This window comes from Paenibacillus dakarensis (genome assembly GCF_001373415.1).
In the GTDB taxonomy this organism is placed as follows: domain Bacteria; phylum Bacillota; class Bacilli; order Paenibacillales; family Paenibacillaceae; genus Paenibacillus_AQ; species Paenibacillus_AQ dakarensis.
In genome coordinates, this window is the sequence record NZ_CDSE01000021.1 from 52,836 (window position 1) to 67,886 (window position 15,051).

The window sequence follows — 15,051 nt, forward strand, 5'->3', positions numbered from 1 at the left end:
GCCGCAGCTCACTTTATTCTAGGTGGCCTCTCCATCTGATGTTTCTGCCAGGAGCAATATTGCTCCTGGTGTATCATTATTTCCCAACCTTCGGGTTTGTCATCGCTTTTCAAGACTTTATTCCGGCTAAAGGCTTTTTCAAATCGGAGTGGACGGGATGGGAGAACTTCAAATATATTTTGGAGCTTCCGAACTTTTATCAAGTGCTGTGGAACACCTTTTATATTTCACTGCTTAAGGTGATAACCGGTCAAATCTTTCCGATTCTGATCGCGCTGCTGCTCAACGAAATGCGAATCAGGGCAGTGAAACGAACGGTGCAGACCCTGATTTATCTACCGCATTTTATGTCATGGGTCATTTTGGGCGGAATTCTGATCGATATTTTGTCCCCAAGCAAGGGGATCATCAATCAGATCATTACCGCCTTGGGCTTCGAGCCCGTGTTCTTTTTAGGTAATCCGGATATTTTCCCGTATGTGCTTGTCGGATCAGATCTTTGGAAGGATTTTGGCTTTAGTACAATTGTCTATTTGGCGGCGCTCACAAGCATTAACCCGAGTCTTTACGAAGCGGCGGTAGTGGACGGGGCCTCAAGATGGAAGCAAACGATCAATATTACGCTGCCGGGGATGATGCCAGTCATCATTCTGATGGCCACACTCAGCATGGGGCAAATTTTAAACGCGGGCTTCGAGCAGGTGTTCAACCTGTACAGCCCAACTGTGTATGAAACCGGAGATATTATTGATACGCTGGTCTACCGGATGGGATTGGTTCAAGCCCAGTACGGCTTGGCCACTGCAATCGGACTGTTTAAATCAGCCGTGTCTCTGGTGCTCATCTCGACGTCTTATTATATGGCTTATCGCTTCGCCAACTATCGAATTTTCTAAGGAAGGAGACTGAAACTGTGGTTGAGGACAAATCCTGGGCTTCGCGGACACTCATTACAGCCAACTACGTCTTCATGATCTTCCTGTCACTGCTGTGTGTTCTGCCGCTGGTTCATATCTGGGCCATTTCCTTCAGTTCGGACCAGGCGGCTGCATCCGGCTTTGTCAGCCTGTGGCCGGTTGATTTTACGCTCGACGCCTACCGGTTCGTGCTCGGCAAGCCGAATTTTCTGAACGCACTTTTGGTCACTCTGCAAAGGGTGTTCTTAGGTCTTCCGATCAACCTGCTGCTCATTATCCTGATGGCTTATCCGCTGTCGAAAGAAACGCATGTATTTCCCTGGAGAACGGTGTATGCCTGGTTTGTTGTCTTTACGATGCTGGTACACGGCGGCCTGATCCCTACGTACATGGTTGTGAAGGAGACGGGGATCATCAACTCAATTTGGGCGCTTATTTTGCCTGGAGCGGTTCCGGTCTTTAGCGTGGTGCTGATGCTGAACTTCTTCCGCCAGCTGCCCAGGGAGATTGAAGATGCGGCCTTTATTGATGGGGCAGGACATTTTACGATGCTCACGCGGATATTTGTTCCGCTTTCCCTTCCCGTCATTGCAACAGTCACGCTTTTCTCTACGGTGGGTCATTGGAACGCCTGGTTTGACGGAATGATTTATATGAAATCTCCGGATCAGTACCCGCTGCAGACTTATCTGCGTACGATTATTATCACGCTGGACTTTACCAATCTGGGATCGGAGGATGCCTTGAAAATGGCTGAAAACGTATCAGAAAGGACGACCAGAGCAGCTCAAATCTTACTTGGGGCATTGCCGATCCTTCTCGTATATCCGTTTCTTCAGAAGTATTTCATGAAAGGAATGGTGATGGGAAGTGTCAAAGGATAACGTAATCAATCATGACAAGGGGGCTTCTGGGAGGATGAATGAACAGAAGGCAGACTGGAAGGCGGAGTGGATTTGGGGCGGAGAGGAAGAAAGCCCGAGGAATGAATGGTGGTGCTTTCGTAAAAATTTTACGCTGCAGCCGATGGAGGCGCCCGGTGCTAAGCTCTCGATCACGGCAGATTCAAGATATGTTCTTTACGTGAATGGGGTAAGAGTCGGCCAGGGCCCTTCACGGAGCTGGCCGGCTCAGCAATCCTACGATACGTATGAGGTCGGGGATTTGCTTCGGGAAGGAGAAGGAAATGTGATTGCTGTGTTGGTACAGCACTTCGGTACTTCCACCTTCTCCTACGTAAGAGGACGGGGCGGTCTGCTCGTTCAGCTGGAACTGCCAGAAGGAAACCAATCTGCCCCGCAGATTGTTACGGATGGCAGCTGGAAAGCGCTCAAGCATCCGGGGCAGGATCCGAAGGCTCAGCGTATGGCTATGCAGCTGGCCTTTACGGAGCGAATCGATGCACGGCAATTTGACCCGGAATGGATGATGTGCGGATATGACGACAGCAGCTGGGAACAGGCCCGGGTTATCGGACCGGCAGGTATGTCCCCATGGACTGAATTGGTGCCGCGCAGCATTCCGTTTCTCACGGAGGAACCCGTCTTTCCGGTACGTGTACAATCTCTTAAGCGGGTGGAGCCTTATCGCTGGACAACCACACTGGATACCCGGGCCCAGATGGCACCGGAAAGTCAGAATCATGCGAATGCCTATAACTTTGCGGGCTTCCTAGGCACTGTAATCCGGGCTGAGCGGGCGGGGAGTGCCGTAATGAGCTTTGCTCATACGCCTCCAACTTTACAAGCTGTTATTATAAACGGCGTCCGGTTTGAAAAGAGCGGCATGAAAGGCATCCGATCTGAGAAGTTCCTTGAGTTTTCGCTTCAGGCGGGGGATAATCTCGTTCTGATTGTTATGGCCGGAAGTGAACATGGAAGGAATATTATTTTTGGTTTAGATGCCGATGTTTCCTTTACCGTGGTCTCTCCTGACCAAGATGCGTCCAGGATGGAGGGGATGTCTCCGTTTATCTCGATCGGGCCGTTTGAGATGTTTGAATATATTGATCACCGTTATGGCGAGGAGGAAAGAGCCAAGCAAAGGATCATCAAGGCTTGCGGTGACTTTGAAAGCACCGTAGAGGGCGGGGATACAGCTTCACTGGAAACTCTGGATCTGTTCCGTTCGATCGGCATCTCCTCTCGTAAGGAGGAGCTGTCCGCCTATCAGGAATGGATTCGGCCCATGCCGGAAGCTTATGCAGCGAAGGAATCTGTTTCCGCGCTTGCTGTATGGAAGAAGAAGGAGCAGGCACTTCCGGTGCCCCGCTCGCTGCAGCAGCTGGCTGCAGTTAACCGTATTCCAGCCGCGATTCCCATGTTTGCCGGCGCGGATACAGAGATCATCGTTGACTTCGGCAAGCAGGGGGCCGGGTATATTTCCTTTGATGTCGAGGCCGGAGACGGAACCATTCTTGATTTCTACGGTTTCGAGCATATGCAGGATGGCTGGATTCAATATACTAATTATCTGGAAAATACGTTCCGGTATACCTGCCGGGAGGGCCGGCAGACGTACGTTTCTCCAGTACGGAGGGGCTTCCGGTATCTGATGATCACTGTACGGGGAGCCTCACGGCCGGTGAAGGTGCATCAGATCCACTTATTGCAAAGCCATTATCCTGCTCCGGAAGTAGGACGGTTCCTCTGCTCGGATTCGCTGCTGAATGAGGCCTGGAAAATGAGCCGTCATACGACCCGGCTGTGTATGGAAGATACCTTTGTAGACTGCCCGATGTATGAGCAGACCTTCTGGGTCGGGGACAGCCGGAATGAAGCGCTCATCGGCTATTATCTGTTCGGTGCCGAGGAATTGGTGGAAAGATGCCTGGACCTGGTGCCGGGCTCACGGGACATGACGCCGCTGTATGCGGATCAGGTACCGACCGGCTGGAGCAGCGTCATTCCGAACTGGACCTTTTTCTGGGTCATTGCCTGCCGGGAATATTATGCCCGGACAGGTAAAGAGGACTTCCTGTACCGGATCTGGCCGGATGTCGTATACACGCTGGATCATTATTTAATGCTTCGTGATTCACAGGGACTGCTCTCCCTGGATGCATGGAACTTCCTGGATTGGGCGCCGATCGACCAGCCAAGGGAAGGCGTGGTATCACACCAGAATATGTTCCTTGTCCGTGCACTTCGCTCCGCGGCGGAAATTGCGGAGTTGACCGGTGACCAGGATAAGCAGGCGGCTTATCTGAAGGCATCGGAGGAGCTGCGGCAAGCGATCAATGCTCATCTTTGGTCGGAAGAACAGCAGGCATATCTGGACTGTATCCATGCTGATGGCAGACCTTCTTCCATCTTCAGCATGCAGTCACAGGTAACGGCGCTGCTCTGCCGGATTCCTGACGGAGAGCGCAAGGAACGGATTCTCGGCTATTTAGATGTGGAGCCGGAAGGATTTGTACCCATCGGCAGTCCGTTCATGGCCTTCTTCTACTACGAGGCGCTTATACAGGCAGGGCGCCATCAGGACATGATTGAGGATATTCGGACCCAGTACGCGCAGATGATCGAATATGATGCGACCACCTGCTGGGAGATGTACCCCAAGCTGAAGGACGGCAAGCCTGATCCGCAGAATTTGACGCGAAGCCACTGCCATGCCTGGTCGGCAGCCCCCGGCTATTTCCTCGGTACGACGGTTCTTGGTGTTCAGGGTGAGACGGCCGGCTGGAGCAAGGTTTCTATCCAGCCGGAGCTTTGCGGCTTGACTTGGGCCCGGGGAAGCGTTCCGCTTCCGCAAGACGGCCGGATCGATGTGGCCTGGAAGCTGGATCCGGAAGGATTCATGAGCCTGCAGGTTTGGCTGCCGGATACAGTGGAAGCCGAAGTGAAGCTGCCAGAGGGCGTCCGTGGAAAGGTTCAAATTCACCGTATTGGTATCGACGCTGATGCGTTGACGGTGTAAAAATACAGCCATGACCGCCTAAAGGGGAATGTTCTTTGTAAAAAAGGACATTCCCCTTTTATTGTGGAATGCCTTTTTATAGACAGGAGGTGAAATCCATAAAACTTCGCAAACGGCTATCAAGTATTTATGCGAAGCTGATTGCTTCCTTTCTCATCGTTCTGGTTCCGGTTTATATGATCAGTCTCGCTATGAACGAAGAAGGAGAAGCTTCAGTTCGACGGGAAATCGAGAATTCCATGAATTCGCGTGTCAGCTTTTATATCCGGCTGCTTGAGAATGAGTTCTCCAGGATTATCCAGATGGAGAAGGAGTTTATTAATGACCGACAGCTGAGAAGGCTCAGCTTTGCGGCATCCATTATGGATGATGTTGAATTCCGGGAAGCTGTGTATGCCATTAATGCACGGCTCAAAACCATGATGAACTCAAACAACTACATCATGGATGCAGATGTGTTTCTGCCGGAGCAGAAGCGGATCGTATCGGCCATTCATTTTTACGACAAAATTCCGGGGGAGGAGTACGAAGCGCTTAGGTCAGTCAGTTCGCGGAACCAGCATCCGTTTGTTTTTTGGAATAACCGGTTGTTTGTCAGCTTTCCCTATTCGGATCTGGCTCTGATTAACGATGAGGACCCCATCTTTCTCGTCAGTGCAGAAATTTCACAGAATCAAATCCGGGATGTGCTGAAGCGTCTGAAGATTGGCAGCAGCGGTGGAGCGATGCTGATCGGACAGGATGGCCTTTGGTCGGTGTCTACGGATCCGGATATAGAGATGCTGCAGGCATCCCTTTCCTTGCTTCGGAAACAGCGGGAAAAAGAGGAGGGTGGCGGTCCTTCGGATAACGGCGGATTTACGACCGCGGAGATCAAGGATAAGAAACACTGGATTGCTTATCATGAATCCCCGCAGCTTGGAATCAGCCTGCTGATGTATATGCCAGAGGGAGATATGCTCGGCTCTCAGGCACGCAACCGGGTCTGGTTCTGGCTGCTGTCAGGCTTCTCCATCGTGGTTTCTATCTGGTTCTCCTACTGGATATTCAGGCAGATTCATCTTCCCATTAAAAGGCTGGTGAGGGCTTTTCAGCGTGTAGAGGATGGCAACCTGAACATCGAAATCAAGCAAAAGCGATCGGATGAATTCTATTATTTATATCAGCAGTTCAATGGCATGGTCAGACGGATCAATGAGCTGATTCACGAGGTGTATGAGCAGAAGTACCGGGCAAATCTGTCCGAGCTTCGCCAGCTGCAGTCCCAGATCAATCCGCATTTTTTGTACAACAGCTTTTTTGTCCTGTCCCGTATGGCTAAATATGAGGATTATGAGAGCATCTCCCGGTTGTCCGATTATTTGGGCAGCTACTTCCGGTTTGTTACTCGGACCCATTCAGACGAGGTGCCTCTGGTGGAGGAGGTCAATTATGCGAGGACCTATGTTCAGATTCAGGATTTCCGGTTTGAGGACCGGATCAGAATTGATTTTGACGACCTTCCGGATGCCTTCCATGAGATTGGGGTTCCGCGCCTGATCGTTCAGCCGGTGGTGGAAAATGTCTATGAACACGGCCTTAAGAACAAGGTAAGAGACGGATTGATCCGGGTGAATTTCCACAAAAAGAACGAGCATTTAATCATTATGGTTGAGGATAACGGGGAGGGAATGACAGAGGAGGAATTACAGCAGCTGACCGCAGCCCTGGCCCGTGTGGAGGATGATATGGAGACAACCGGGCTGGTCAATGTAAACCGGAGACTGAAGCTCCGGTATGGACCGACGGCAGGACTCGAGCTGCACAATATTCCTGACGGTGGACTAAGGGTTGAAATCAAGATCCCATTAACCAAGGAGGAGAATGATGTACAATATCCTGATCGTGGATGACGAACCGAAAATAGTAAACCTTCTGTATGATCAGCTTTTGGATTGGAGTCCGGTGGAGATGGAGGTGTACCGGGCGTATTCTGCGCAGGAGGCTGCACAGATTATAGAAAAAACAAAGTTTCATATCGCGCTCATGGACATTCATATGCCGGGCATGACAGGTCTTGAGCTTCAGCAGCGGATGGTTCAGCTGTGGCCGCGCTGCCGGGTGATTTTTCTGACGGCGTACAATGATTTTGATTATGTGCAGTCCGCGCTTCGGCACGGAGCCGTTGATTTTATTCTGAAAATCGAGAATGATGATGCGATTCTGGCTTCATTGAACAAGGCGCTGGCGAGTCTGAAGAAGGACACGGTGGTGGAGCAGTACATGGTGAAAGCCGAGCAGAAATTCAAGGCTGCAAGGCCGATGCTGCAAAAAGAGTACCTCTGGAGCCTGCTCCAGGGAGAGCTTCCGCCGGGGCAGCTCGGCCCTGAGCGGTTTCAGGATCTCCAGCTGCCCTTTGATTCTGATGAAAGAGTGCTGCTGGTTGCCGCGCGGGTGGATCACTGGCGGGAACTGATCAAGCCGTCTGATAAGCCGCTGCTCATTTACGGAATTGACAATATTGCTGCCGAGTTTCTGAATCCCGTTCGAAGCGCGTTCTGCGCGGACGGCAATCAACATCTTGTTTGGTTCATCCAGCCCTCCACGAAGGCGGAGAGCCTGTCCGATTGGAAATCCTGCTTAACCTATGTAATGGGCACGATGTCGGATATTCAGGAAGCATGCGAGGGGCTTCTAAAGCTGCCGGTCTCCGTGGCGGTCAGCCATGATGCCTGCAGCTGGATGGATACGCCGGTTCAATACCTGAAGCTTCAGCAGATGCTGTGGAGAGGCCTTGGCCTCGGGAGGGAAATGATTGTGCAGGACAGCCCCGTTTCCGGTAAGGGACCCTGCGGAAGCCGCGAGGAAGCGATCCGGCAGGAGCTGGTTCTGCAGCTGCGAAAGCTCAAACGCCTGCAGGATCATCTCGAAAGCGGGGAGCAGGAGGATTTCCTGGACATTTACCGGGAGATCTCGGAATTTGCGCAGCGATTGGCTAAACAGCCTGAATATTATACCTCCCTGCTTGAAATTCAGTATGGGCTCATTTCCTTGTATTTATCTTATATCAACCAGTCCGAGCTGATGGAAGAGACCGCCGGAAAAATCAGCCTGGACCCGCTTCTCGGCAAAAAAATGTTTCGTTCCTGGGAGGAAGCGGAGGTCTATTTCTCAAGGCTGGCGGCCCAGCTGTTCTCACTCCGGGGCAGTGACCAGAAGAACCGGACCGGCTGGATTTTGTCCACGCTTCATCAATATATTGAGACCCATTTTAATGGGGATGTATCCCTCGACTATTTGGCAGACCTTGTCGGGCTTCATCCGGCTTATCTGTCGAGGCTGTATAAACAGGCGACAGGCTACCGGCTGTCAGATTATATCAAGGAGATTCGAATTCATAAAGCAAAGGAGCTTCTGGCCGACCCGCGGCTGAGAGTACACGAGGTGGCAACCCGGGTAGGCTTCGAGACCTCTTATTACTTTTCAAAGGTGTTCAAGAAAGAAATGAATCTCACCCCTCAGGAATACAGGGAACGCTGTGCGAAGCGTTCAATCGTAGACAGCTCGCCTTAAAAAGTTATATGAAAAGTAAAAATTGTATTGTGGATACCCCGATTTTTAGAGGGCTATAATGACAGTACATCCGGGGGAAGCTGCCTAAAAGGCATATTAACACCGGATGAAACTGAAGAAATGGAGGTCAGGTATGACCCGGTTTTACTTGATCCGGCATGGAGAAACAGAGTGGAACAGCGACGGAAACCGCTACTGCGGCAGAAGCGACATCGTATTGTCGGATAAGGGGGAGGATCAGGTTAGGGAAGCTGCCAGGCTAATGTCGGGGACCCGGCTCGATGCGGTTTACAGCTCTCCGTTAATCAGGGCAGTACGTACGGCGGAGCGAATCGCCGAGTCCAGAGGACTGAATGTGATCACCGATGATCGTTTGACGGAGATGGATTTTGGAGCATGGGAGGGGCTTCGCCCTCCGGAAATCCAAGGATCATACTTGGAGAACTGGAACAGCTGGAACGAGCGGCCCGACCACGTACGAATAGGCATGACAGGTGAAACTGCCCTGGAGGCAAGTGATCGCCTTATTGATTTTTTTCAGGAAATAGCGCTGAACAGCCCCGATGCCAGGATTGCTGTTGCAGGCCACAGTACGGTTTATCGCTTGTTTTTGGCCCGAATTCTGGGAATGCCTCTTTCCCGTTATCGCCAGATTCATGTTTACAATGCCGGTATTACAACACTCCAATGTGATGGAAGGAGGGTGGAATTGGTCCAGCTGAACGCGGGCCCGATCCGGTAGGATCTCACCTAATTTGAAAACAGAATGGGGGAAAAATGATGACGCTTACAAAAGTAATGCGCCGCAGAATAAGCCTTCTGCTGGCGGCCATGATGTCGGCTGCTGTTGTTTGGCCAGGAGCCGGACAGGCAAATGTTTCAGCGGCTGAAGCAGGGAAGGGCTCCGCTACTGGAGTGCCGCCTGTGCTGGTTACGGAAATTGTCCCGAATTCAACGGACGCGCCTGGCACAACAGATGATGCTTACGAGTACTTCGAGATATACAATAACTCCAATCGGCCGATGGATTTGAAGGACTATCAAATTCTGTACCGTTATCCAACATCTCCGAATGATGATCTCGTGTTAAAGACGGTACCGGAAAGTGCTGTTATTGAACCGGGGAAGTCGATGATCTTTTGGCTGTGGAGTGCAAACACCAAAAATATCACCATCGATCAATTCAATGCTCATTACGGCACGAACCTGGAGTTGAACAAGGATGTAGTCCGGGTGGATGCGGGCCTCCACAGCAGCCGCACACGCTGGATCATTGTTGCTACCAAAACGGGGCATGAGCTGGTTAGCGCAGCTTATAACGATGGAGAGCATGACGCCGCCGTGAGTGACATGGGTGTATTTTATCGCTACCCGGACGACGGGTCCAATGAAATGATCAAGATCAGCTCTAAAACAAAGCGGGGAACTCCCGGTTCAGTGGAGGGCAGTCAGGTGCCTGATCAGCTGGTCATGATGCCGGACGATACAACGCCTCCTGTCCTGACGGATCAGTCTCCTACCACAGCGGAGAGGCTGGAGCCTGTTACCTTGTCCGTCAAGGTTGAAGATGATTCGCTTGTCAAAGCGGTGACTCTCCACTACCGCACAGATCTGCAGGAAGAGACAACCAACGTGTCTCTGAAGGAAAGCAAAGAGCATGCCGGGCTTTACGAGCATACGTTCAAGGCGGTGGACCTGCTAGGCAGTTCATTTATTGAATATCAATTTGAGGCATCGGATGGACTGCAGACTGCGGAGAGCGCAGAAGGACGGACCGACCTGGTCTTTGATGATGCCAGCCCTCGGCTCAGCCTGGACAATGGGGAACTGTTGAAAGGAGAAGCATGGGTTAAAGCTGCCGGAGATGACCTTGCGGCCATAGAGGTGAAGGTGGACGGTGAGACCTTGCAGACGCTGTCACGCGGACTTGAGCATCCGGCTTACTTCGCCTTTGATGTGAATGGTGCAGATAAAAATTATCTGAACGCCGTAAAGTTTGACGGAGGGATTGTCCATCTGTTTAATTACGGAGTCACCGGCTATAAGACTGTGCTTGTTCCTGTAGACGGATTAACCGCCGGAATCAATACCATTACGATTGCTGCAGGCTCCTATACTTCTACATACGACGGCAATCTGGACGGTAATCTGGATGATTTCGACGTCCGTAATGTCCGGCTTCTCCTTGCTGACGGCACTGAGCTGAGGGATCCGGCTTACAGTGATCCGGCCAAGGTGCTCGATATGGGAGATAACGGACGGTTCCTTCCCGTCGTGGATTTCCGGTTTGACATTGCTGCAGAGAAAGCCGGAGCACTGCTGTACAAGTGGGATACGAGGAATGTGCCTGACGGGACGCATAAGATCGAAGCTGTCGAAACAGCGACAAATGAGCGGGTGACTGCAGAGGTATCCGTGGATAACGATGGCCCGGTCATTCAAACCTCAATGGAAGAGAAATCGTATAAAGGTGCGTTTGAGATCAGTGCTTCCTTTACTGATGCTGTTTCAAACGTAGAGAGCTCCTCGGCAACGCTTGATGGTGAGCTGATTGAGCTGCCGTATGCCGCATCTTCAGCTGCGCTTCAGCCAGGCCAGCATACGCTGCAGCTCACAGCCACCGATGGCTCCGGCAACCGGAGCGAGCGTACGATTGCTTTTACTACCGTGGAAGAGCATCCGACTCTGGAGCTGGCAGGTCCGGAACAGGGTTCCGGGGAAATCGGGAGTTCGGCTGTTTTAAAGGTAAAAGCAGTGGATCCGTCTCAAGATCCAATGAAGGTGACCTTCTTCCAGGGCGATGAGCTTCGTCCAGATGATCTGGAACGGACAGCCGTCTTTACCGGAGCCGCGAAGACTGAGCCGCCGGCCGAGCTTGTGCCGGAGGGCGAGCGCCAGCTTACGGAGGAAGAGCTGCGCCTGATCAGCAGCAGCGATGGTGAGTATTTGACCGAGGATTCGCTGACACAGTTTCCGTATCTCAGGTACGAAATCAAGGTGGATGAAGGGTTAGCAGAGGACAGCCAGGTAGAGTTTTCATGGGAAGGACGGTCGCTGGAAGGGCGCAGGGTAACCCTGTACGCCTGGAACTACCATTCGTCTCAATGGGAAGCTCTGGATTCATTGATCGCTCCTTCTGAGGATAAATTTGAACTCGTTGGCCGTGTGTCTGCAGGGGAATTCTCCAGCGGAGGAGCTGCCAGCTTCCTGGTGCAGGATCAGATAGAAGCAGCGGAAGCAGGAGCGGCAGAGCCGTTTTCCTTCATGTGGCTTCCAGACACCCAGTATTACACTCAGACCTTCTCGCATATCTTTGATTCCCAGGTGGAATGGATACGAGATCATGCAGAAGAATACAACACGAAATATGTGTTCCATACGGGTGATATCGTAGAGAACTATCATCAGGTATACCAATGGGAGAATGGTGACCGGACGATGAGCATGCTGGAGGAAGCCGGTATTCCTTACGGCGTTGCCGCTGGTAACCATGATGTATCTCCGGAACTGGATTACACCATGTTCTCAAAGTATTTCGGAGAGGAACGTTTCAAGGACCGCGAGTTTTACGGAGAGTCATACAAGGACAACCGGGGCCATTATGATCTGATATCTGCCGGGGGCACCGACTTCGTGATGGTTTATATGGGCTGGGGCATAGGCAGCGAAGAAATTCGATGGATGAATCAAGTGCTGGAGCAGTTTGCCGACCGCAAGGCGATCCTGGCTTTCCACGACTATGTTCAGGCTGATGGACAGCTGAATGCGAACGGGAAAAAGATACTGGAAGAGGTCGTCAAGCCGAACCGGAACGTCTTTCTGGTCATCAACGGACATTACACCGGGTCTGCGCTGAATACAGCCCAGCTCGATGATGATGGGGACGGAACCCCAGATCGTAAGGTATATCAGATTTTATCGGATTACCAGTCGCTTGGAGACGGAGGGGACGGCTATTTGAAGATGCTGCTCTTTAATCCAGCCGGAAATACCCTGGAAGTGAAGACATATTCCCCGTATAAGGATGATTACAATTATTATGATCCGGAGCAGTATCCGAACAAGGATGAGCTGACACTGGAAATGGATCTGACACCGCAGCTGAAGCGGGTAGCGACAGATTCGGCTGTAGCACGGGTATACAGCTCTGATGTCATCGGCAGCGCGAATGTGGAAAGCGGGCAAACTGCGGAAGCTGCCTGGGAGGGACTGCAGCCAAACCGAACGTATTTCTGGTATGCAGCAGCTGAAGATCAGCATGGCGGCCGCTCCATATCCGAGCTGTGGAGCTTCGCAACAGGAAAAGGACAGGAACTGGCGGCTCCAGTGAATCTCCGGGCAGGTGAGGTGACGGATACCTACGCCGTTATTACCTGGGAGCATGAAGGAGCTGGCGAGGATGAAGTGTTGTATAACGTTTACCTGAACGGAGATCTGGCCGCTTCGGTGACAGATGCCGTATACCGTGCGGATGGCCTGCTGCCTGATACAGAGTATACGTTTACAGTCGTTGCCAAGACAGAAGGAAGCCAATCGGAGCAAAGCAAGCCGCTGACTGTTCAGACGAAGGTGAATCTGCCTGTGCTTCAGCAGGGGTTGGAGCAGTTCATCACAGATGGCGAGGTTAGCGGTCCGCTGGCGAAGCAGCTTGAGAATGCGCTGAAGCAGGCCGTACACCAGATGGACAAAGGCGATTCCGAAAAATCGAAAAAGCATATCGGCGATTTTCTGAAACATCTGAATCAGGAGCCGATGACGGAGCATGTTTCGCCGGAGGCCAAAGCATGGATGCAGACGAAAGCAGAGGCTTTTCTGGCCGCTTGGTAAGCGCATGGGTGTAAATTAATGGTGAAAAAGGAAAATAAGCAGGCTGTCCAAGGACTCTTCTTTGGCAGCCTGCTTTATTTTGTAGCATCAACCTTTATCCAGCTCAATGTTTAAAATACTTGAAAGTGACCTTACGTCATCTTTTATACTGTTGATAACACTTCAAAGCAGAGCTACTTATCCAAAACTCTATTTTTTACGAATACGAATAAAGATTAAGGAAGTAGGAATTTTATTGTTGCATATTAACGAAGTGAAAAAGATGAGTGGAGTTTCAGTTAGAACCTTAAGGTATTACGACAAAATAGAACTGCTAAAGCCTGTATCAAAAACTCAAGGTGGCCATCGATTGTATTCGAGCAATGAACTGAAAAAGCTGCAGCAAATCCAATTCTTAAAAAGTATCGGCTTCCAATTAAGTCAGATCAAAATGATGTTAGAGGCTGAAGAATGGGATTGGTCTATCAGTCTGATGAAGCAGCTGTCTTATGTATTAAGTGAAAAGGAGCATCTCTCAAAGATAGAAGTTAATCTAAGGGAACTGATAAACGGGATCGCGATTGATGGAGAAGAATTTAGAATCAAAAATATTATGAGTTTATATAATAGGGATTCCAAAGAAGTTCTGACATTTGATAAAGATGAACTGAGCATTAAAAACGTAGAAGTTTTAGAAAAAATCCCGAATATGGCGAGTAGTGATCCGGATTCTTTAGAGTGGATTGCTCTGCTAGGACAAATAAAAAAGCATATGCACCTTGGTTATCGTGATACACGCATACAAAATATTATTAATAGAATGGATGTAAAAAAAGGTGAAGATTTCGGTGAAGAAGATGCATTTTTAGATAAGTTCTGGGATATAAGGATATCACCTGAGGAGTCAGAAAAGTACAATCTTTATCCTGTGGATCAAGAGGTTCTCCGGTTTTTGGATAAGGCCTATGTTTATTACATCTCAAGAAAGTCAGAATCGCTTTAAGATACCTAATCGATGTGGAGGTATACATGGAAACAGATCTTTTCATATATTTGGGTGGGCTAGCGCTGTTAGATACATTAAGTCCGACAATCATTGGTGTTACGCTATTTCTTATTTTGACGGATCAGAAGAAACTAACATCCCGATTTTTTTTATATGTATTTACAGTGGCGATATTGTATTTCTTATTAGGCATCGTGACGATGTCAGGAATAAGTTATATAAATGAAGCCTTCTCAAACTTATTTCAAAATAAAATATTCAGCTGGGTTATTTTTATCATTGGGGTGATTCTATTTGGAGCCAGCTTTATTCTCCCTAAAAATAATAAAAAAAGCAGGATTCCAAAGCCTAAAACTCAAAGTGTATTTTCAATTATCGTTATCGGTATTACAACTTTTTTAATTGAGGCTGGTACAGCTCTACCGTACTTTGCTGCTATTGGTTTATTAACAACAAATGATTTGCCTATATATCAGTGGTTACCAATCATAGCTGCCTATAATGTAATAATGATTCTTCCAGCTATACTTATCTTTTTGGGAAGTAAAATATTTGGAGTGCGAATAAATTCGACCTTAGTGAATCTTCGTAATAAAATATCAAGCGGTTCAAATTCAGCTCTATCTTGGGTGATGAGCATAGTTGGGTTAATTTTAGTTTTTAACACACTGGATTTTCTATAATGGTGAAAGAGTATGCTTCAACTAAACCAGGGAATAGATTGTCAAATATTTCGTCAAACAATGGGTTTTCAGCATCTCATCATCTTGAATGTATTGATCATCAAATAAAAAAGCGGCGATTCTCCAATAACCGGAGAATCGCCGCTTATAATTCTAGTCCACTGTT

Annotated in this window: 9 protein-coding genes; all 9 read left to right on the forward strand. The window is 49.7% G+C overall.

The window, feature by feature from the left end:
- Positions 1–38 precede the first annotated feature (38 nt).
- The 9 genes from BN1234_RS05945 (at position 39) to BN1234_RS05985 (ending at position 14,885) form a co-directional block, all read left to right on the forward strand.
- Positions 39–896 (forward strand): ABC transporter permease, encoded by an 858-nt coding sequence (locus BN1234_RS05945; RefSeq protein ID WP_054955742.1) that lies wholly within the window; start codon positions 39–41, stop codon positions 894–896.
- Positions 897–913: 17 nt separating this feature from the next.
- Positions 914–1,801, forward strand: coding sequence for a carbohydrate ABC transporter permease (locus tag BN1234_RS05950; RefSeq protein ID WP_054955743.1), 888 nt, complete (start codon positions 914–916; stop codon positions 1,799–1,801).
- A 34-nt stretch (positions 1,802–1,835) separates the two neighbouring features.
- A complete protein-coding gene (locus BN1234_RS05955; protein ID WP_054955744.1) occupies positions 1,836–4,838 on the forward strand; it encodes a family 78 glycoside hydrolase catalytic domain in 3,003 nt (1,000 codons plus the stop codon).
- 89 nt (positions 4,839–4,927) lie between these two features.
- A complete protein-coding gene (locus tag BN1234_RS05960; protein ID WP_170307995.1) occupies positions 4,928–6,730 on the forward strand; it encodes a sensor histidine kinase family protein in 1,803 nt (600 codons plus the stop codon).
- On the forward strand, positions 6,705–8,390 hold the full coding sequence (locus BN1234_RS05965) for a response regulator transcription factor (RefSeq protein WP_054955746.1): 1,686 nt from the start codon (positions 6,705–6,707) through the stop codon (positions 8,388–8,390). Before BN1234_RS05960 ends, BN1234_RS05965 begins: the two co-directional genes overlap by 26 nt.
- Before the next feature lie 133 nt (positions 8,391–8,523).
- Positions 8,524–9,132: a histidine phosphatase family protein gene (locus tag BN1234_RS05970; protein ID WP_054955747.1), complete on the forward strand. Its 609-nt coding sequence runs from the start codon at positions 8,524–8,526 to the stop codon at positions 9,130–9,132.
- A 35-nt stretch (positions 9,133–9,167) separates the two neighbouring features.
- On the forward strand, positions 9,168–13,217 hold the full coding sequence (locus BN1234_RS05975) for an FIMAH domain-containing protein (protein WP_054955748.1): 4,050 nt from the start codon (positions 9,168–9,170) through the stop codon (positions 13,215–13,217).
- A 235-nt stretch (positions 13,218–13,452) separates the two neighbouring features.
- Entirely contained in the window at positions 13,453–14,199 is a 747-nt protein-coding gene (locus BN1234_RS05980) for a MerR family transcriptional regulator (RefSeq protein WP_054955749.1), read from the forward strand.
- Between the two features lie 26 nt (positions 14,200–14,225).
- Positions 14,226–14,885, forward strand: coding sequence for a GAP family protein (locus tag BN1234_RS05985; RefSeq protein WP_054955750.1), 660 nt, complete (start codon positions 14,226–14,228; stop codon positions 14,883–14,885).
- Positions 14,886–15,051: the final 166 nt, after the last annotated feature.